The sequence below is a fragment of the Larkinella rosea genome, assembly GCF_003858635.1.
Classification (GTDB): domain Bacteria; phylum Bacteroidota; class Bacteroidia; order Cytophagales; family Spirosomataceae; genus Larkinella; species Larkinella rosea.
On the sequence record NZ_RQJO01000015.1, the window covers coordinates 838940 to 857890 of the forward strand.

Genomic DNA, 18951 nt, shown 5'->3' on the forward strand with positions numbered 1-18951 from the left:
ATTAATGAACGTAAGCCTTGTAAATACTTAGTAACGATAGTCTGTTAACACAATGTCTACGCGATTTATTCAGCAGGGTTTGTTTTTTTTCGGGATTGCGGCCCTCGTCATTGGGTGTATCGAACCGCCCGATTTTAACAATACGCCCGCCATCAGTTCGCCCACGGTTACGTCTTATCCGGCTTTTGACGATTTTTCCCAGATTCCGAAGGACTCGGTCGTCATTTCGGTGCGGTTTCAGGACGGCGACGGCGATCTGGGTTTATCGGTCGAAGAACGAACGAAAGACTCGGCAAATTATCGCCAATGGGGGAATTATGAGTTGAAGACTTACAAATTTGTCAATGGTAAATTCGAATTTGTGGATTTGGTGGTTTTAAATAAACTCTTCTTTCCGCGTCTGAAACCTGACAACAAGAATAGTCCGCTGGAGGGAACGCTGGATTTTTCCCAGAGCTTTCTGCGTTCACGCAATACCAAATTGGTTCCGGTTAAATTCGCGGTTCGGATCCGCGACCGTAAATTGAATGTTAGCAATGTGGTCGAAACCGATACCATTTCAATACCGCTGAACTAATCGTCGTAAAAAGTGCCTGGTTGGAGCCGATCAGGCACTTTTTGCCGTTTTATTGCCTTCCAAAACCGGTTCTTCACTGACAACGCTGTCCCGCAGCAAAATCCGGAACGTGGTTCCCTTACCCACTTCAGAGCTTTTGACAAAGAGTCGGCCGTTGTGGTATTCTTCAATAATCCGCTTTGCCAGCGTCAGGCCCAGGCCCCAACCCCGTTTTTTCGTACTGTAGCCGGGATTAAACACCTGCTGGAGATTTGCTTTGCCAATGCCTTTGCCCGTATCGGTGATGTCGATTGCGATTTCATTGCGCGGAAGCGGCAGGATGCGGATGGTTAATTTTCCCACTCCTTTCATCGCATCGACTGCATTTTTACAGATATTCTCAATCACCCATTCAAACAGCAATTTGTTGATCATCACTTGTTTCCCGTCCGGTATGAGACTTTCAAACTGCATGCTGACTTTGGTCGAAATTCGCTTTTCCAGGTAGGAAACGAAATGGTGAACGGTTTCGGCCAAGTCTTCATTCTTCAGGGTTGGGATAGAACCGATGCTCGAAAACCGCGTGGCAATGGTCTCCAGGCGGTTTACGTCTTTCTCAATTTCGTCGGCAATGGACTGATCGATGGCCGGATCGGTGCGGAAATACTCCACCCAGGCCATCAACGACGACAGGGGCGTTCCCAACTGGTGTGCGGTTTCTTTCGCCAGCCCCACCCAGACCCGGTTTTGCTCCGCCCGACGCGCCGAACTGAACGCCAGATAGGCCAGAAAACCGAGGGTAAACATCACCGCCAATTGAACGTAAGGGAAAAATCGCAACTGCAGCAGAATGGATGAATTGTGGTAATAAACATAACCCTGAATTTTGCCATCTTTCTCAACCACAATCGGTTGGTGTTCTTTTTTCATTTCGGCCAGTTCCAGTTCTTCTGCCCGCTTGATTTCGTCATCGGGCGTGCCCTTCGGAAATTCAATATTACTGAAGACTATTTTGTTGTTCTGATCCAGAACAATCGCCGGAACATTATGCTTTTTGTTGGCGAAAATAATTTCGTCCGTCATGAAGGTCATGTCGTCGTTGACATTGACTTCATAGACATTAAACAAGGCCTTTGCGTACAATTTTACACTGCTTTCTTCGCGCGCTTCCAGCTTTTCCACCAGCCGATTAGTATACAGCAACGAAGCCGTTCCGACCAGCAACAGATTCAGCGCAACGACAATCTTCAGCGTATTCCGCTGACCATATATATCCAGTGATTTTAGCATAGACTCCGGTTTGAAGCAACCCAACGACGGTTTTTCGCGTATCGACTGAAAATAATCAGGTTAGGAGCTGAGAATCATCATCAGGTTACGACCGTTTACTGTGGTAACTTAGCATCTAATTTACGTCATAACGCTCGATTTCGGCAATTCAATGTCCTAATTTCCCGTCTCAACGGAATAATATTGTAAATAGGATATTAAGAAGAGAACTTTGCAATAGTTTATAGCGGTTCTAAATAAGTACGTAGTAAACTGAATCTGCGTCAACAGTGTTTTCTGTAAGAGAATTGTATCGTAATTTTGGGCATATTTTGAATAGTAACAATGCACGAGTTCTTTAAATCAATTAGCCTTTCCCACAAAACCGCTCCACTGGCGGTTCGCGAGCTAATTGCATTAAACGAAGACGAGTCCAGGCAATTGCTGATCAAACTCCGGGAGTTTTTCGGAGCTTCGGAATCGCTGGTTATTTCTACCTGCAACCGCACGGAGGTTTATTATTCGTCTCCACAGAATCTGAACCGGGAAATTGCCCGTTTGTTGCTCGCCGAAAAAGGAATTACTTCCACGGAAGATTATCTTCCTTATTTTCACTTTTTTGATACGCAGGCCGATTCGGTTCGGCATTTATTCGAAGTATGCACCGGTTTGCACTCCCAGGTGGTGGGCGACATGCAGATTCCGAATCAGGTAAAACAGGCTTATCAATGGTCGGCTGACCTCGATATGGCGGGGCCATTTCTGCACCGCCTGATGCACACCATTTTCTTTACCAACAAACGGGTTGCTCAGGAAACCAGTTTCCGTGACGGAGCCGCTTCGGTTTCGTATGCCGCCGTTGAGTTGATCGAAGAACTGGTTGGCTCCAGTGGTTGCCCCTACATGGCGGCAGCGGGTTCATCCAGTCCGTCGGTTTTGGTAATTGGTTTGGGGGAAATTGGCGCGGATATCTGCGAAAACCTGGCTGCCCGTAAGCTAAACCGGATTACACTTTGTAACCGCACCCGCTCGAAAGCCGATGCGCTGGCGGAAAAACACGCGTTCCGGGTCGCTGATTTTGCCAATCTGACGGAGGAAATTGCGAAAGCCGATGTCATTATTTCGTCGGTACTGGTGGAGAAACCACTCATTACGGCCGACTTACTGTCGGGCTTAAACTCCCTGACGTTCAAGTATTTCTTTGATTTATCGGTTCCCCGGAGCGTTGACACCAACGTCGAGCAGGTTCCGGGCGTGCTGCTGTATAACATCGACCACATCCGGACGCGCGCCGACGAAGCACTGAGCCGCCGGATGGCGTCGATTCCGCAGGTGGAAGCAATCATCGATCAGTCCATCGACGATTTCAACGACTGGTCGCGGGAGATGATCGTGTCGCCCACGATTAATAAATTTAAAAATGCGCTGGAGCAGATTCGGAAAGAAGAAATTGCCCGCCATTTGAAAAATATGACTGCCGAAGAATCCGAAAAAGTGGAAAAAATCACGCGCAGCATCATGCAGAAAATTATGAAAGCACCGGTTTTGCAACTTAAGGCAGCCTGCAAACGCGGTGAAGCCGATACGCTGATTGATGTCTTAACGGATTTGTTCGATCTGGAAAAACAGCCGACCGACGCATCCCAGAATTTTCACTAACCTATGATGAATAGTTCACAGAGTCCCAGACTAAGCAATTGGTTTGGGATTTTTCGTTTACAGGTACGTACCCACGGACTTTAGTCCGTGTTTTATGTTGTTAAACTCTAACTGTAGAGTAAAAAACACGGACTAAAGTCCGTGGGTACATAGTAAACCAATCTACTTATGACCCGCCTGATCAATTCCATTCTCCGCCTGTTTCTTATCGTTCTGCTGGTCATCGGTTTAATCGTTTTGTGGGAACAACTGCGCGGCTGGTCGCTGTTCAGTGGATTGACAAAAACAGAAGCGACAACCCAAACCGTTGTTTTACAGGAAGTAACTGAACTAGGAAAGCTTGAGTTGGTTCAATACCGTTTCAAGGATATTGTTGAACATCAGTTTGTTCGGGAGTGGTTGCCCAATCCGAAAGCCGTGCTGATTGTGGAAGGCGAAGCCATTGGCTGCCTCGATCTGACGAAAATAAAAGCCGAAGATATTACAACGCAGGGCGACAGCCTGATCGTGCATTTGCCCGATCCGGAAATCTGCTCCTACAAAATTAACCACGACCGCTCGCGGGTTTTCAATACGGAATATGCGTTTCTGGAAGAAGGCCACCTGGTCAATGAAGCCTACCGCCGGGCCGAAACGCAAATCCGGCAGTCGGCGCTGAACAGCGGGATTTTGGAACAAACCCGCCAGAACGCCGATAAGATTCTTAAACCGATGCTGGAGCGAATTTCGGGCAAACGGGTCTTTCTGACTACGCGCATGAAGGCCACATTGCCACCACTTCGTTAGCCCGTCAATCAATTATCGTCAAACTCGTTTTTCAACTGAACGCCCGACAACCGGCGGTTTTTCAGTTCAGTCAATACAACAGCCCGGATAACCCCAAGGATTACAGGAATTTAATAAACCGATAACGGTTTATAGGCGGGTCTTTTGTATGTTTGGCGATTCGTATTCTATCCGATTTTGCAAAAAATGGCCTCCTTTCAACTTGTGGTATTTGATATGGCTGGTACGACTGTTCGCGACCAGCACGAAGTAGAACACTGTTTTGCGCAAGCCGCTGCCCAAACTGATCTGGTGGTCAGCGACGAGCGGATTCTGGCCATGCAGGGCCTGTCGAAGCGGTTTGTTTTTGAAACCTTGTGGACCGAACAGCTCGGCAATCCAACGGACTCGGCTTTGAAAACGAAGGTGGATACTTCCTATCAGCTATTTACCGAAATTCTGGAAAATCACTACCGGACCCAAGCCGTAGTTCCGACGGAGGGCTGTTTGGAAACCTTTGCGTTTTTGAAGGAAAACGGGATCAAAATTGCGCTGACGACCGGTTTTTACCGCGTTGTCACCGACATTATTCTGGAAAAATTAGGCTGGCTAGCCGGTTTGGACGAAAATTATGTCGGAAATGATCAAACGATTATTCAGGCATCGATTGCGAGCGATGAGGTGGAACACGGTCGTCCGCAGCCGTTGATGATCCAAAAAGCCATGCGGTTATTGAATTGTTCCGATCCGAAACGGGTGGTGAATATTGGTGATACGCCTTCGGATTTGTTGTCGGGACAGGCAGCCAGTGTAGGATTGAATCTCGGCCTGGTCAACGGAACGCATACCCGCAGCCAGTTGGAAGCCTATCCCAGCGATCAATTGCTGGAATCGCTCACTGATCTGCCGGCGGTGTTGTCTACCTTATCTTTTCAGTCCACGGCGAGCGGGCTTAGTTTGTAATCAAAAAACCGCATTCTTTTGGCTTCTTTCGATTTCATCATCATCGGTTCGGGCGCTCTGGGAACGTTTCACGCCCTCCACGCAGCCCGCGCCGGAAAGCGCGTTCTGATTCTTGAAAAAGACAACCGGCCCGTTGGTGCCACCGTTCGGAATTTCGGGCAGGTGGTGCCGTCCGGTTTGAGCGGACGCTGGTATCACTACGGGCGTCGCAGTCTGGAACTATACCGGGAAATTCAGCAGGAATACGATATTACGGTTCGGCAAAATGGCTCGGTTTACATTGCGTCGGATGCCGACGAATGGCAACTGGCGAATGAGCTGTACGACCAGCGACGCGCCGACGATTACCCCTGCGAATTGTGGTCAAAAGCCCAAACGCTGGCGAAGTACCCGGTTTTGCAACCTGATTATGTGCAGGGTGCGCTGGTGTTTCCCGAAGAAGTGAGCGTTGAACCGGCGCTAATGATTCACCGGCTGATTACGTATGTCACCACTAAATTTCCAAACGTAACGTACCGTAACAACACGGCAGTGATTGGTTGCGAATCGACTTCGAGCGGGGCAACGGTCTGGCTGGCGAATGGCGAGCGGTTTCAGGCGCATAAAGTGCTGATCTGTAACGGCAGTGAATTTCGGTTGCTGTATCCCGAGCTTTTTGCCCAGAGCGGTTTGGTGGTCAGTAAATTGCAGATGATGCAGACGATTCCGTTGCCGGAAGTGGCGCTGCCGGGAAATATCCTGACAGGCCTGACCATCCGGCGGTACGAGTCGTTTGCGGATTGTCCGTCGTTTGCGAACCTTCAAACGCCCGAACACCTGGCGGAGCTCAAAAAATGGGGTATTCACATCCTGTTCAAACAGGCCCCCGACGGGTCCATTATCCTCGGCGATTCGCACGAATATGCCACGGCGGCCCAAACCGATGACCTGGGTTTCGACATCAACGAGTACATCAATCAGCTAATGATTCAGGAAGCCAGCCGGATTGTCACCTTCCCTGTTTATCGTATTCAACGTACGTGGGCCGGTTTTTACGCCCAGACTCCGCAGGAAATTTTTGAAGCCGATCTGGAGAACATCCATATTATTACCGGCATCGGCGGCAAAGGCATGACTTCCAGCGCCGGTTTTTCGGAAGAAAAAATGAGTTTTTTGGTAGAGTAGAGAAGTAAGACAAGAGACCTGGCTGTGTGAAAAATCTCTTGTCTATCGTCTCATTGCTCTTGTCTACGGAAACAAAAAAAAGCAGGAAGCCAAGGGCCATTTCCTGCTTTTTCGATTACTGAAAATGAAAATCGTTAGGCGGCTTTCTCCTCCGTTTCGGCAGTTGCGGAGGGGGCCTCTTCCTGTATCGTTTCGGTTGTTTCGGCGGCTTCGACCGGTTTTTTCTCAAAAGCTTCTGGCAGGTTTTTCCGCAGGATGCTATACCAGCCGATCATTTTCTTCACATCCGACATGTGAACCCGATCGCGGTCGTATTCCGGCACCACTTCAGCAATGAAATCGGCCAATTCGGCGTTTGAAGCCGATTTGGGAGCTATGGGCAGATTGTCTTCGTATTTTTCGTAGATGGCCAGAAACACATCGGCGAGCGGTTTTGACTGCTCGTCATCGTCCGTATAAATCGAAATGTCTTTCAAGACCGATACGCGCGCCGTGGGCCCAATCATTGATTTTTCTTTCCGCTCGTCGAGCGACTCCACAATCACGCCAGTACGGCTGGGTTTCATGATTCGGTACAGGCCGCTTTTTCCGGCAATATTTGCAATTTCTTTCAGCGCTTCCATGCTGCTTGTTTAATGGGTAACGGTCTATTTGATTGGGTTATTGCCAAAATTTTCTAAAAACTGAACGGCAAAGATAAGGCTAATCTTACTTTTTTGCCTTCATCTCCTCGTAAAACTCCTTATTCAGTTGGTCGATATAGGCCAGAATTTCGTCTTTTCCCCGGCTATTGACGGCCGATGAAACAAACATTGGCGGCAGTTCAGACCAGGTTTTTTGCAGCGTTTGCCCGTATTTTTTCACCATCTGATGAATAGCGTTCGAACTGCTTTTTTCGGTTTTCGTGAAGATGATCACAAATGGCAGACCGCGTTCGCCCATCCGTTCCATAAACTCCAGGTCGATGCGCTGCGGCTCAATCCGGCCATCGACCAGCACGAAGGTGCAGATCAGATTCGGGCGTTCCGAGAGGTACGAGTCGATCATGACTTCCCATTTTTCACGCTCGCGCTGGGGCGCCTTCGCAAAACCGTAACCCGGTAAATCGACCAGATACCAGTCGGTATTGATGAGAAAATGGTTGATCAACTGGGTTTTGCCCGGCGTTTGCGAGGTTTTCGCCAGTTTGTGCCGGGTGGTTAGCATGTTGATCAGCGACGACTTTCCGACGTTTGAGCGACCGATGAACGCGTATTCCGGTTTGTCCGGCTTTGGGCAAAGCCTCGGATCGGAGTTGCTCATCACAAACTCAGCTTGTTTTACTTCCATAGTTGTTCCGGAGAGGGCTAAAAACCCTGTTCCGGACGCAAAGTTCGTAAAGAATTGAGAAGAGTACTATTCTATGCTGAAATGAGAACGCAATAACCGCTTATAAATCGATATTTTTGCTTAAAATTGTACTACTATACCGTCTTTTATTCGAAAAACCGGACGGTGTCAGGAAACATTTTTGAATTGATTCGTTGTTGTGGTTTTATTCAAACGAACTGTATCCCGTATTATGAAGAATACAAGTTTAATGTCATTGATGGTGGTGCTGGCGCTGGTTTTTAACGGCTGCAATACCACTACCACTCAATCCGAAGGAGAAAAACCGGTGGCCGCAGAAGCAGAAAAAACCGCTTCGGCTGAAGCAAAGCCGGAAGCCAGCGCCACTCCGGCCGAACCGGGCATCCAATTTTCGGAGGCTGCCTGGAAGGCCCAACTGGATAAAGCCAAAGCAGAAAACAAACTCGTTTTTCTGGATGCTTACACGAGCTGGTGCGGGCCCTGCAAGATGTTGCAAAAAAACGTGTTTACGCAGCAAGCCGTTGGTGATTTCTTTAATAAAGAGTTCATTAATGTGAAAATAGACATGGAAAAAGGCGAGGGGCCCGAGCTAGCGCTGCAATACCCGCTGGAAGGTTATCCGACGTTGTTGTTCATTGATGGCGATGGCAAGGTGGTCAAGAAAGTCCTTGGGTATCAATCGCCGGAGCAACTGCTGGCCATTGGTAAAGATGTAAAAGGCGGAACAGCCCTTTAAGATAAAACGGATTACCCGTAGAATGAGCCGCAGCGGATTCCGTTTGCGGCTTTTGTTTTGGCAGGCGGTTTTTGTTCAACAAAAACCGCTTAAATCAGTCGGTAGTGACTCGCCAGCTCCCTCATTACAAATAGATTATCTACTTTCAGTTTATCAAAAATCCGGGCTTTATGGGTGCCGACGGTCGAGGTATGAATGTTTAAGGCGTCGGCAATGTGGCTGACGGATTTGCCTTTTACCAGGTGGTAAGCGATTTCCATTTCCCGGTTCGACAACAAGCCAAATGGATCCAGTTCCTTGTTGAAGTGATTGTCTTCGGCCATTTGATCCTTCAATTCATCGCAGATGAAGCGTTTTCCGCAGAGGATCGTATTCACTGCTTTCAGGATTTCCGGGTCTTCAGCCTGTTTACTGACGTAGCCCTTCACACCCAGTTGCAAATACCGTTTGGCAAATGCATATTCGGTCATGATTGTGAAAATCATAATTGGCAGGTCGGGTACAACGGTTTGGATGTTTTGGAGCAGACTGAAGGTATCGGTCTGAGGCATGTTGATGTCCATAATTACTAAATCATAACGGTTATTCATGATCAGACTAAAAGCTGCATTGCCATTTCTAGCCTCATCCACCGAAACCGCCCCGTAGTAGTCCTTCAATAGCAACCGGATACCCGAACGTACAATGGAATGATCGTCCACTAATAAAACCTTATGCATAGTTACTCTGGTTTAATCGATTGCTTTTTGTGTCTAAATTATTGTGTACAAGCAATATTTGTATGCTTTTAATGCCCAAACAACGGTAATCAATCGTATTCGAAGAGATTCGAACAGCGATCCTAAAAAAACGGTTTCAGGAAATTAACTCTTTTTACATCCGCCAGTACGCGATGCCTTCCGTATGGTCTTTGGCGTACAATCCTTTCAAATCCAGCAAAACCGGGTCTGCATTCATGATGGAACGGAAGTACGAAATATCCAGTTTTCGGTACTCATCGTGGCCAACCGCCAGCACCACGGCGTCGTATTGGCTCGATGGCGTGTCCATCAGGGTCAGGTTGTATTCGTGGGCCACTTCGTTCGGTGAAGCATGCATGTCAACGATGTGCACATTGACCGAGTACTTCATCAACTCCCGCACCAGATCAGCCACCTTCGAATTCCGGATGTCGGATACATTCTCCTTGAACGTAATGCCCATTACCAGCACCTTCGTCTGCTGGGGAGCTTTCCCCTTTTTGATCAGCATTTGCACCAGTTTCGTCGCAATGTAAGCGGGCATTCCGTCGTTGATCCGCCGACCGCTGTGGATCACCTGGGGGTCGTAGCCCAACTGCCGGGCCTTGTACAGCAGGTAATACGGATCAACGCCGATGCAGTGACCGCCGACCAGCCCCGGGGTAAACTTTAAAAAATTCCATTTTGTGCCGGCGGCTTTGATCACCTCCTGCGTATCAATGTCCATTTTGTCAAAAATGATCGACAACTCATTCATCAGCGAGATATTGAGGTCGCGCTGCGTATTTTCAATGACTTTGGCGGCTTCGGCCACTTTGATCGTTGGCGCTTTATAGATTCCAGCCCGGATAATACTCCCATAAACCGCAGCAATTTCGTCCAGTGCGTCGGCATCGCTGCCGGAAACGATTTTCAGAATTGTGGTCAACGTCCGTTCCTTATCACCGGGATTGATGCGTTCGGGCGAGTAGCCAATTTTGAAATCATCACCCAGTTTCAAACCGGAGAGCTGTTCCAGAATCGGCAGGCAATCTTCCTCCGTACAACCGGGATAAACCGTCGATTCATACACCACATAATCCCCTTTTTTCAATACTTTCCCGACAGTTTCGGAAGCCCGTTGCAGCGGTTTCAGGTCTGGCACCTTGTAATCGTCGACCGGTGTTGGAACGGCAACCACAAAGAAAGTGGCTTCCCGCAGCACTTCCAGATCGTCGGTAAACGTGATGTCCCGCCCGTCAAATTCCTCCGGTGCCATTTCGTGCGACGGATCTTCACCCCGGCGCATCATCGCTACCCGTTCCGCATTAATATCGAAACCGATCACTTTGAACTGGCGGGCAAATTCGAGGGCAATGGGTAATCCAACGTATCCCAGACCAATGACGGCGATCTGTCCCTTTTTTTGAATTAATTCTTCGTACACAGTCTGACGCATTAAAAATCAATGGGTAGCTTTCCAGCGGTTTCGTTCGGCGAAGTCGCACGATTCGCCGAAACCTTTGGTCACAAATATAAACTACCAATTACAAATCCAACCATTTCGTAAAGCAATACCATCGTCGTTTTTTAGCCCAATCTGGGGTAGTGATCGTTCGACTGCTCCTGGAATGGAAAGCCGGAATGGGGTCCCAAACGACTGATAAATCGGTCATTGGGATGGTCGCTATGCGAAACAGTACTCTTTAGACGCAAAAAACCCCGGTAGGTTACACCTCCGGGGCTTTTTATTAAAATGCTATTTATTACGGAACCAGTTTCAATTCAACCCGACGGTTTTTCGTCAGACCAGCGCGCGAGTTGTCGCCGATGGGCTTGAAGGAACCGAAGTAGTCGATAATAATCCGGTTCGGATCATTCAGACCTTGTTTAACCAGGTAGTTCTTAACGGCTTCCACCCGACGACGCGACAGTGCAATGTTGTAGCGATCCGAAGCACGACGGTCGGCATGGCCCGACAGTTGCAGACGGCACTGCGTTTTGTTCAGCAGCTCAACAACCTTATTCAGCATGTCGTAATATTCCGGCTTGATGATGTTCTTGTCGGTATCGAATGCTACGTTGGTCAGGATTTCGGCACAGGCAATACCCGGCAGAGCCGCACTCACGTATTTATCGAAGTCGATGGCTTCACCCGCACCGGAAACAATGCTACCCGCTGGCGTGTTGGGCTGACGGTCGAAGTAATCAGAAACCCCATCGTTATCCGTATCCATCAGCAGGCGTGGATCGATGTCTTTGGGACGGTTGGCTTTTGCAACAGAGTCGATTTGCTCCAGCGTCAGGATGACTGGCGGTTTGATCAGGTTTTTCGGATCGGTCCAACGGAGGTGATACGTTCCTTTGGTCGTATCGTATTCGTATTTGCCGTTCACTTTCTGAACCTTGATGGCGTTTTTACCCAGTTTATAGGTAACGGCCACGGCTACATAACCCAGTTTGTCGAGGTTCGACTCACCTTTCCGCTCGAACGAGTTATCGAATTGACCACGCGTACCGTAGCCATCGAAATAACTTGAGCTGTTTCCACCAATGGTAGCGTCCAGACGATCGGTATTGACATTCGTCATACGGAAGTCCAGACCCAGGTCGAAGCGGGAGCTAAGTTCGTAATTAACGGCCAGACCGACGGGAATCGCCCAGTCTTTTTCGTATTTAGCGTCACGCAGAATACCGTCGCCATTGTTTGTTTTAGTCCAGCGACGAACGCGGCCGGTTCCTAACTCATACGCGGTCGATTTGAAAAACACCACACCCAAACCGGTGTAGGCATCAATCTTCCAGCGCTTCATTTTATTGATCCCAAACAGCAGACTTTTCAGGTTGACACTTCCCGTCAAATCAGTTTGGATGTAGTTTGAACGAAAATAAGAGTAATACAACCGGCGTTTCATACCGACCAGATTACCAACTTGTCCATCTAACTGAAGGCCGAACAGGTGAGACAACTGCTTTCCGACGGCGACTCCAAAAAAGCCCGACTTACGTTCGCTGTAGCTGTCGGAACTGGTTTTCGAAACCGGGTAGAAGTCATATTCCCTCAAGTCTCCAAAGAATTGAGTGGGTCCGCCCATGACAGAAACTGACCAGGTGTTCAGTTTGGCGGGACCTTCATACGAGGCTTTCGGGTTATACTGGGCACTGGCACCTGTCGCTGCCAGAAGAGCCAGTCCCATTGCCCTTACGAACAGGGATACTTTTTTCATACTTATCAGGTTATTGTTTGACAGTTAATAAACCATTGATGTGGTGAAACAACTTGTGTCGGTTAGCTTAGCCGGTCGTTTTATGCAACTTTCAACGCTTTGCCGCAAAACTATAGATTTTCGGTTAGTTTACAAACAAGACTATGGTAGTTTACAAACAAGTTAGCGTCTACTTTGTTCATTCCGGGCTTATTCGTTTTCCCGACACAAGAAAAACAGGATTTGACTACCATCAAAGACGTTGCATCAGTTTTTTTGTCATTATACGCTTCCAGCTACTAAAATTTCCGGCATTGATCTGCCGCCGGGCTTCTTTCACTAACCACAAATAGAAAGTAAGGTTTTGAAGACTTGCAATTTGTGCGCCTAAAATTTCTTCGGACCTAATTAAGTGTCTTAGATAAGCTTTTGAGTAACATAGGCCAACGTATCCGCCCAGTTCTTCATCGATGGGACTGAAGTCTTCTTTCCACTTTTCGTTTTTAATATTGATGATTCCCTGCGAAGTAAACAGCAGACCGTGCCGCGCGTTGCGGGTAGGCATCACGCAATCGAACATATCGATGCCCAGCGCAATGGCTTCCAGTATGTTTTCGGGCGTGCCGACACCCATCAGATAGCGGGGTTTATCAGACGGAAGAATGGCATTTACATGGTCGATCATCCCGTACATTTCTTCCGCCGGTTCGCCCACCGCCAGGCCGCCGATGGCGTTTCCATCCCGCTCTTGCCGGGCCACAAATTCGGCCGATTGCTGCCGGAGGTCTTTGTACGTACTGCCCTGAACGATAGGAAATAAGGTTTGCTGATAGCCATATTTCCCTTCGGTTGCGTCAAACCGGTCGATGCAGCGGGTTAGCCAGCGGTGCGTCATTTCCATGGAAGCGCGGGCGTACCCGTACTCACACGGATACGGGGTGCATTCATCGAACGCCATGATGATGTCGGCACCGATGATGCGCTGGATGTCCATGACGCCTTCCGGCGTAAAGACATGTTTGGAGCCGTCAATGTGGGATTTAAACGTGACGCCTTCTTCCTTAATTTTCCGGGTATTTGATAAGGAATAAACCTGATAACCGCCACTATCGGTCAGAATGGGGCGTTCCCAGCCATTAAACCGGTGCAAACCGCCCGCTTTTTCCAGCACGTCGAGTCCGGGTCGTAAATAGAGGTGGTACGTATTTCCCAGAATAATTTCCGCTTTTACATCCGACACCAATTCGCGCTGATGGACCGCCTTCACCGTTCCGGCCGTTCCAACCGGCATAAATATGGGCGTTTCAATCAAACCGTGGTCGGTTGTGATCAATCCCGTACGTGCCTTGGATTGGGAATCGGCTGATTGGATGGTAAACTGCATTTCTTTTTTTCTGTTTACATTATAATTCTGCAAAGGTGGAAAGTCCAACGGCGAAAATCAAAATATGTATATTTGCCACGCATTTTAATTCAGGCTGTCGCTTTATCATCTTCCTCATTTCGTGGTATCTATCGTATTGATTGTGTGCTTTTTGTTTACTGGCATACAACTTTTTTATATTCTGGGTATTTTTTCAAGAATGGCGTTTTATGCCGATCCGATCGGAGACTGGTCGCCGGAGTGTGCCGATTCTCAGAAACCGCTGTTATCCACGTCATCCGCTGCTCATCATCCCCCGGTCAGTATCATTGTTTGTGCCTGGAACGAACTGGGAAATCTGCAAACACTGCTCCCCCTGCTCAACGAACAGGTTTATCCGACTTTTGAAATCCTAATCATGGACGACCGGTCGAGTGACGGAAGCCGGGCGTTTCTGGAACAAGCCGTCGAGCAGTTTGAACACGTCCGGTTTATTCGGATTGATCGGGAACACGACCACGTTACGCCCAAAAAATATGCATTGACGACCGGTATCCGAAATGCGACCCATGACATTATCTTATTGACCGACGCCGACTGTCAGCCGGTCGGCGAATGCTGGCTGGCGGGTATGGTGGCCCACCTGGCCGATTCCCAAAAGCAAATCGTGCTGGGTTTTGGCCCGTACGAACGGCGACGCGATCACGGCTGGATCAACCGATTGATTCGCTACGAAACCCTATTCACGGCAGTTCAGTATTTTTCAATGGCGCTGGCCGGACGTCCGTATATGGGGGTTGGGCGAAATCTGATGTATCGTCGGAAACTGTTTCTGGACAACAAAGGATTTTATTCGCACATTCGCGTTTTGGGGGGCGACGACGATTTGTTTATCAACGAAGTTGCCACGGCCCGAAACGTTGCAATTAGTGCGCATCCGGCTACCTTTACGTATTCAAAGCCCAAAGAAACGTTTGCGGAATGGTGGCACCAGAAGCGACGCCATTTGTCGGTGGGGAAATATTACAAAACCCGCAACAAAATCTGGCTGGGGCTTTTGTCGATGTCGCATGTCCTGACCTGGCTAACGGGCCCGGTAGTCGTTCTGATTACCACGATTCGGTTGATAAACGCCGGATTACCGGTTTTGATGAACCAGCCTGACGGTCAGTTTTTGCTGGCGGTTACCGGTTTATTTCTGTTTCGGCTGCTCGCCTTCTGGGTGATTGTTGGACGAATTAGTCACCGGTTGGGGCATACGGTCAACTGGATAACGATTCCGGCGCTGGATCTGGTGATGGGAGTTTATTATGCCATCATGGGGGTGATTACCCTGAAACCACGTAGCAAAAACCGTCGGATGACGTGGAAATAGGAAATAGAACGATGAATTGGACGACGCTTCCATCATTCATCGCTCATCATTCATCATTTTAACTAGTGGATCTGATTAAAAAATATTTTCCGGGCTTGACGAAGCGGCAACTGGAGCAGTTTGCGGCTTTGGAGGAATTGTATCGCCACTGGAACGCCCAAATCAACGTTATTTCGCGGCAGGACATTGATTCACTGTACGAGAAACACGTTTTGCATTCGCTTGGTATTGCTAAAATCATCCAGTTTGTACCAGGTACGGAAATTCTGGATGTAGGTACGGGGGGCGGTTTTCCGGGAATTCCGCTGGCCATTCTGTTTCCGCAGGCTGATTTCCACCTGGTCGACAGCATTGGTAAAAAAATCAAGGTTGTTGCCGAAATCAGCGCGGCATTGGAGCTAACCAACGTCAAAGCGGAGCAGGCCCGCGTGGAGCACCTGAACACAACGTATGATTTTGTAGTCAGCCGGGCGGTTACGCGCCTTCAACCTTTTCTGGGCTGGGTGCGCTACAAGATTCTGAAAACCGGCAACAATAAACTTCGGAACGGGGTTTTGTATCTGAAAGGGGGAGATGTAAGCGAAGAACTGGCTGAAATTCAGGATAAATACCGGATTTATGATTTATCCGCTTATTTTGACGAACCGTTTTTCGAAACCAAGAAGGTCATTCATATTCCAAAATAAGTTTTAAAGTTGGGAAGCTCCCGACGTAAATGTTATGGCAGAGGTTTTCAAATCCAGCGGTTTCAAGGACCCAATCAACCGCGACGTTGTCGAATTCAACGAGAAAGGGGTGACGTTCCGCGTCAACAAATTAATCGGCGGCACGGACAGTTTCGTCTTTTACGGCGATATTTCCGGCGTAGAGATTGATAATGGGCTATTTTTCTCTACGATTCGCATCATTCCCCGCGCGCGTCCTGAAATTATCATCAAAAATTTTACGCGGGGTGACGCCCGCCAGATCAAGCAGTTAATTCTGGAACGGGTCCCTACGCTGGGTTCTCCCACGGTGTAACGGGACGATTTTTGATGGATTTTGAAGAAAATGTTTGCAAGAGTTCGATCGGACGATTACTTTTGCACCCACAATAACCCGCTACAACGGGTTGTCACTCCCGAATAGCTCAGTCGGTTAGAGCATCTGACTGTTAATCAGAGGGTCGCTGGTTCGAGCCCAGCTTCGGGAGCTTTGAATATCAAGAGGTTACGACGGAAGTTGTAACCTCTTTTTGTTTTGGTTTACACAATGGTTTACACTTTTGCTGGATCAGGGCTCAATCGGGAAATTTGGGGGCGTGGAAAAAAGTAGTTGTTAACTGCACCGTTTAAACTGAGGGGTGTTACACAAGCGCACTGCTGCATTAAGATTCATTGATAAATGATCTACCTTTAATCAATGAAAATATTTAATATCTTGTAACACTATTACGAAACCCTACACGTATTCAGTTAAAGCAAATCTCTGATGATTGACGTTGTAGCAGGTATTATTTGGAAGGACGGGCGGATTTTACTTGCCAGACGAGGTAAACAAAAGCATTTAGCTGGGAAATGGGAATTTCCTGGAGGGAAGATTGAACTAGGGGAGTCGGCCGAGATTGCACTAGAGAGAGAGTTAAAAGAAGAATTAAGTATACAGACAAGAACAGAAGATTTCTTCGACTTGAATATTCATCATTATTCTTCTGTTTCTATAAAGCTGCAAGCATACAACTCCGCTTACATCTCAGGAGAGATTTGCCTTTCAGATCATGATAAAATTGAATGGGTCGAGATACAAGATTTACTAAAATATGATTTTGCTGAAGCTGATATTCCCCTGGTTTATAAGTTGATGCAAAAATTCGGTTATAAGGATATCAACTAAGAAATCGTATGTTTATTTCCGAGCCTACACTGGATGATTTGATGCATAAGGTTCTTACAGAACTAATCAATAGGCCGTGTAATCTAATTTCCTCTCGTTCCAGTAAACTGGGGCCTACCAGTGAAATGCTAGGTGTTATGCTTCATCTTCAAAACCCTAGGTACAGATTGAGTAGAGATGAAGCTAAAGGTACAGTCTTCAGCGCATTGGGCGAATTATTATGGTACTTATCTAAAAAGAATGAGCTTGAATTTATTACCTATTATATTAAAGCATACGAAAACGAATCGGATGATATGAAAACAGTATACGGAGGCTACGGGCCACGTATATTTAATTTCAGAGGTAAACTCAATCAGATAGAAAATGTCATAAATCTTTTGACAAAGAAAGCTACATCACGCAAGGCCGTCATTCAACTTTTTGATGCGGAAGATCTGGCCGAGACTCATAAGGAGATACCGTGCACATGTACACTCCAGTTCTTCATTCGTGAAGACAGGCTACACATGTTTACTTCAATGCGCTCCAATGATGCATACAGGGGTCTTCCTCATGATATATTTGCTTTTACCATGATTCAAGAAATCATGGCTCGATCGTTAAATATAGAAATAGGGGAATACCATCATGCAGTAGGAAGTTTGCATTTATATGAAAAGGACAAAAATAAAGCTGAGGAATATATAAATGCTGGATTTCAACCTACTACATTCCCAATGCCTGAAATGCCTGTCGGGCAACCATGGGAGGCAATTCAAATACTATTAGACATTGAGTATGACTTACGTAATGGGCGGCCTATAGATATTCCTTTGCAAGAGAGACTCACCCCATATTGGGCTGATTTCGCTCGCTTACTTCAGGCTTATTCAATTTTTAAAAAAAACAAGTTAAAAGAGGATAATATAAACCAATTAAACGCTATTAAGAAAAGTCTATCTGCCGATGTATATAAAACTTATATTACAAAAAGGAAAAAATAGCCTACAAAGAAAATCTCAAAAATTATGAGGAAGGGTGATTTAGCTTTGGCTTCCGAGGTTACACAAAAGTTGATTGATTTTAGTTTTCACATACCTCTGCCTGGTATTTCTGATTCTAAGAATTTGGACTGCTTAGTTGAGCAGATTATTGATAGTACGCGTCGAATTAGATACGTAACTACGATCAGGGATTTTACTTTTTCCCCAATCGTTACCGACCCATCTGAACCTACTTTCAATCCCTTAAAAGCCTCTATTTGGCATAAAGCGAACGGAAATATTGATGAAGCATTTTGGCTCATTTTTCTTTTTGTACATTTTGGAAAACACTTTATAAATAATTGGTCATTGATTCGAAATGTATATGGTGGTTTAGAATCGGGACAAGTATGGAATTGGGAAACAACCCGTTCTGATCCAGAGGCTTTTAGGCTATGGCTTTCACAAAACCAACTGAAATTACAGCAAACGGGGCGTTTCGGTAACCATCGAAAATATGAGAATTTAAAAGCTGATCACCCTTGGGGAACTGCCGCCATTCTCCGTAGCTATATCAATTGGATCGATCAGTTTCAAACGCACTCCCAGATGATGCAGGTGGCAAAAAACATCGCTGGAGATGATCCTAAAATACTCTTTAATTACCTCTATAGGTCAATGAATAATGTTCTTAGATTTGGCAGAACTGCCAAATTTGATTATCTAACTATGGTCGGTAAAATGGAACTTGAAAGAATAGAGCCCGGCTCCGCGTACCTAAGTGAAGCTACAGGCCCTCGAAGAGGGGCACGTTTATTATTTGGAGGTAATACAAATGCCAGCATTACAGCAAATGAACTTGAAACGAATCTAGGAGAATTGAATGAGTTTCTCAATTTGTATTTTGGATGGCAAGTATTAGAAGACTCACTCTGTAACTGGCAAAAAAGTCCTGGTCAATACATCCATTTTAAAGGGTAGCATCCTGT

19 protein-coding genes and 1 tRNA gene are annotated in these 18951 nt (G+C 47.0%); 13 read left to right on the forward strand and 7 right to left on the reverse strand.

Annotated elements, in window-relative coordinates:
• Nucleotides 1-52: 52 nt before the first annotated feature.
• Nucleotides 53-577, forward strand: a complete 525-nt coding sequence (locus EHT25_RS30000) for a hypothetical protein (protein WP_124879113.1) — start codon at nucleotides 53-55, stop codon at nucleotides 575-577.
• 30 nt (nucleotides 578-607) lie between these two features.
• On the opposite strand, the gene EHT25_RS30005 is transcribed toward EHT25_RS30000, so the two are convergent.
• Nucleotides 608-1846, reverse strand: a complete 1239-nt coding sequence (locus EHT25_RS30005; RefSeq protein ID WP_124879114.1) for a sensor histidine kinase — start codon at nucleotides 1844-1846, stop codon at nucleotides 608-610.
• A gap of 324 nt (nucleotides 1847-2170) precedes the next feature.
• Here EHT25_RS30005 and hemA point away from each other — a divergent pair, with 324 nt between their 5' ends.
• From hemA to EHT25_RS30025, 4 genes are all read left to right on the forward strand, one after another.
• Complete coding sequence (gene hemA, locus EHT25_RS30010; RefSeq protein WP_124879115.1) at nucleotides 2171-3484, forward strand: glutamyl-tRNA reductase; 1314 nt, start codon at nucleotides 2171-2173, stop codon at nucleotides 3482-3484.
• Nucleotides 3485-3652: 168 nt separating this feature from the next.
• The gene (locus EHT25_RS30015) at nucleotides 3653-4270 is read left to right on the forward strand and encodes a DUF4230 domain-containing protein (protein ID WP_124879116.1); all 618 of its coding nucleotides are present in this window, start codon (nucleotides 3653-3655) and stop codon (nucleotides 4268-4270) included.
• A gap of 186 nt (nucleotides 4271-4456) precedes the next feature.
• Nucleotides 4457-5212: an HAD family hydrolase gene (locus EHT25_RS30020; RefSeq protein ID WP_124879117.1), complete on the forward strand. Its 756-nt coding sequence runs from the start codon at nucleotides 4457-4459 to the stop codon at nucleotides 5210-5212.
• Between the two features lie 18 nt (nucleotides 5213-5230).
• On the forward strand, nucleotides 5231-6376 hold the full coding sequence (locus EHT25_RS30025) for a TIGR03364 family FAD-dependent oxidoreductase (RefSeq protein ID WP_185731533.1): 1146 nt from the start codon (nucleotides 5231-5233) through the stop codon (nucleotides 6374-6376).
• A 134-nt stretch (nucleotides 6377-6510) separates the two neighbouring features.
• Here EHT25_RS30025 and EHT25_RS30030 read toward each other — a convergent pair whose 3' ends face one another.
• Complete coding sequence (locus tag EHT25_RS30030) at nucleotides 6511-6999, reverse strand: DUF5606 family protein (protein ID WP_124879119.1); 489 nt, start codon at nucleotides 6997-6999, stop codon at nucleotides 6511-6513.
• An 85-nt stretch (nucleotides 7000-7084) separates the two neighbouring features.
• Nucleotides 7085-7705 carry a ribosome biogenesis GTP-binding protein YihA/YsxC gene (gene yihA / locus EHT25_RS30035; RefSeq protein ID WP_124879120.1) on the reverse strand — a complete coding sequence of 207 codons (621 nt, stop codon included), beginning with the start codon at nucleotides 7703-7705 and terminating at the stop codon, nucleotides 7085-7087.
• A gap of 232 nt (nucleotides 7706-7937) precedes the next feature.
• Between yihA and EHT25_RS30040 the strand changes: the two genes are divergently transcribed.
• Nucleotides 7938-8462: a thioredoxin family protein gene (locus EHT25_RS30040; protein WP_229311844.1), complete on the forward strand. Its 525-nt coding sequence runs from the start codon at nucleotides 7938-7940 to the stop codon at nucleotides 8460-8462.
• 89 nt (nucleotides 8463-8551) lie between these two features.
• Here EHT25_RS30040 and EHT25_RS30045 read toward each other — a convergent pair whose 3' ends face one another.
• The 4 genes from EHT25_RS30045 to tgt form a co-directional block, all read right to left on the reverse strand.
• Nucleotides 8552-9181 carry a response regulator gene (locus EHT25_RS30045; protein WP_124879121.1) on the reverse strand — a complete coding sequence of 210 codons (630 nt, stop codon included), beginning with the start codon at nucleotides 9179-9181 and terminating at the stop codon, nucleotides 8552-8554.
• A gap of 154 nt (nucleotides 9182-9335) precedes the next feature.
• The gene (locus EHT25_RS30050) at nucleotides 9336-10640 is read right to left on the reverse strand and encodes a nucleotide sugar dehydrogenase (protein ID WP_221622347.1); all 1305 of its coding nucleotides are present in this window, start codon (nucleotides 10638-10640) and stop codon (nucleotides 9336-9338) included.
• 307 nt (nucleotides 10641-10947) lie between these two features.
• The gene (locus EHT25_RS30055; protein WP_185731534.1) at nucleotides 10948-12408 is read right to left on the reverse strand and encodes an OmpA family protein; all 1461 of its coding nucleotides are present in this window, start codon (nucleotides 12406-12408) and stop codon (nucleotides 10948-10950) included.
• A 232-nt stretch (nucleotides 12409-12640) separates the two neighbouring features.
• Entirely contained in the window at nucleotides 12641-13771 is a 1131-nt protein-coding gene (tgt, locus tag EHT25_RS30060) for a tRNA guanosine(34) transglycosylase Tgt (protein ID WP_124879122.1), read from the reverse strand.
• Between the two features lie 199 nt (nucleotides 13772-13970).
• Between tgt and EHT25_RS30065 the strand changes: the two genes are divergently transcribed.
• The 7 genes from EHT25_RS30065 to EHT25_RS30095 all read left to right on the forward strand — a co-directional run bounded on the left by EHT25_RS30065 (nucleotide 13971) and on the right by EHT25_RS30095 (nucleotide 18943).
• On the forward strand, nucleotides 13971-15125 hold the full coding sequence (locus tag EHT25_RS30065; protein WP_124879123.1) for a glycosyltransferase: 1155 nt from the start codon (nucleotides 13971-13973) through the stop codon (nucleotides 15123-15125).
• 65 nt (nucleotides 15126-15190) lie between these two features.
• The gene (gene rsmG, locus EHT25_RS30070; protein WP_124879124.1) at nucleotides 15191-15811 is read left to right on the forward strand and encodes a 16S rRNA (guanine(527)-N(7))-methyltransferase RsmG; all 621 of its coding nucleotides are present in this window, start codon (nucleotides 15191-15193) and stop codon (nucleotides 15809-15811) included.
• A gap of 34 nt (nucleotides 15812-15845) precedes the next feature.
• A complete protein-coding gene (locus EHT25_RS30075) occupies nucleotides 15846-16145 on the forward strand; it encodes a hypothetical protein (RefSeq protein ID WP_124879125.1) in 300 nt (99 codons plus the stop codon).
• 98 nt (nucleotides 16146-16243) lie between these two features.
• Nucleotides 16244-16317 (forward strand) — tRNA-Asn (locus tag EHT25_RS30080).
• A 278-nt stretch (nucleotides 16318-16595) separates the two neighbouring features.
• A complete protein-coding gene (locus tag EHT25_RS30085; protein WP_124879126.1) occupies nucleotides 16596-16997 on the forward strand; it encodes a (deoxy)nucleoside triphosphate pyrophosphohydrolase in 402 nt (133 codons plus the stop codon).
• 8 nt (nucleotides 16998-17005) lie between these two features.
• A complete protein-coding gene (locus EHT25_RS30090; RefSeq protein ID WP_124879127.1) occupies nucleotides 17006-17983 on the forward strand; it encodes a thymidylate synthase in 978 nt (325 codons plus the stop codon).
• 24 nt (nucleotides 17984-18007) lie between these two features.
• The gene (locus EHT25_RS30095; RefSeq protein ID WP_124879128.1) at nucleotides 18008-18943 is read left to right on the forward strand and encodes an alpha-glutamyl/putrescinyl thymine pyrophosphorylase clade 3 protein; all 936 of its coding nucleotides are present in this window, start codon (nucleotides 18008-18010) and stop codon (nucleotides 18941-18943) included.
• Nucleotides 18944-18951 lie beyond the last annotated feature (8 nt).

Coding starts and splice junctions, on each gene's coding strand:
- EHT25_RS30020 (WP_124879117.1), top strand. CDS start 4,457: ATGGCCTCCTTTCAACTTGTGGTATTTGATATGGCTGGTACGACTGTT.
- EHT25_RS30050 (WP_221622347.1), bottom strand. CDS start 10,640: ATGCGTCAGACTGTGTACGAAGAATTAATTCAAAAAAAGGGACAGATC.
- EHT25_RS30075 (WP_124879125.1), top strand. CDS start 15,846: ATGGCAGAGGTTTTCAAATCCAGCGGTTTCAAGGACCCAATCAACCGC.
- hemA (WP_124879115.1), top strand. CDS start 2,171: ATGCACGAGTTCTTTAAATCAATTAGCCTTTCCCACAAAACCGCTCCA.
- EHT25_RS30040 (WP_229311844.1), top strand. CDS start 7,938: ATGAAGAATACAAGTTTAATGTCATTGATGGTGGTGCTGGCGCTGGTT.
- tgt (WP_124879122.1), bottom strand. CDS start 13,771: ATGCAGTTTACCATCCAATCAGCCGATTCCCAATCCAAGGCACGTACG.
- EHT25_RS30015 (WP_124879116.1), top strand. CDS start 3,653: ATGACCCGCCTGATCAATTCCATTCTCCGCCTGTTTCTTATCGTTCTG.
- EHT25_RS30090 (WP_124879127.1), top strand. CDS start 17,006: ATGTTTATTTCCGAGCCTACACTGGATGATTTGATGCATAAGGTTCTT.
- EHT25_RS30030 (WP_124879119.1), bottom strand. CDS start 6,999: ATGGAAGCGCTGAAAGAAATTGCAAATATTGCCGGAAAAAGCGGCCTG.
- EHT25_RS30000 (WP_124879113.1), top strand. CDS start 53: ATGTCTACGCGATTTATTCAGCAGGGTTTGTTTTTTTTCGGGATTGCG.
- EHT25_RS30095 (WP_124879128.1), top strand. CDS start 18,008: ATGAGGAAGGGTGATTTAGCTTTGGCTTCCGAGGTTACACAAAAGTTG.
- EHT25_RS30065 (WP_124879123.1), top strand. CDS start 13,971: ATGGCGTTTTATGCCGATCCGATCGGAGACTGGTCGCCGGAGTGTGCC.
- EHT25_RS30005 (WP_124879114.1), bottom strand. CDS start 1,846: ATGCTAAAATCACTGGATATATATGGTCAGCGGAATACGCTGAAGATT.
- EHT25_RS30055 (WP_185731534.1), bottom strand. CDS start 12,408: ATGAAAAAAGTATCCCTGTTCGTAAGGGCAATGGGACTGGCTCTTCTG.
- yihA (WP_124879120.1), bottom strand. CDS start 7,705: ATGGAAGTAAAACAAGCTGAGTTTGTGATGAGCAACTCCGATCCGAGG.
- EHT25_RS30085 (WP_124879126.1), top strand. CDS start 16,596: ATGATTGACGTTGTAGCAGGTATTATTTGGAAGGACGGGCGGATTTTA.
- EHT25_RS30045 (WP_124879121.1), bottom strand. CDS start 9,181: ATGCATAAGGTTTTATTAGTGGACGATCATTCCATTGTACGTTCGGGT.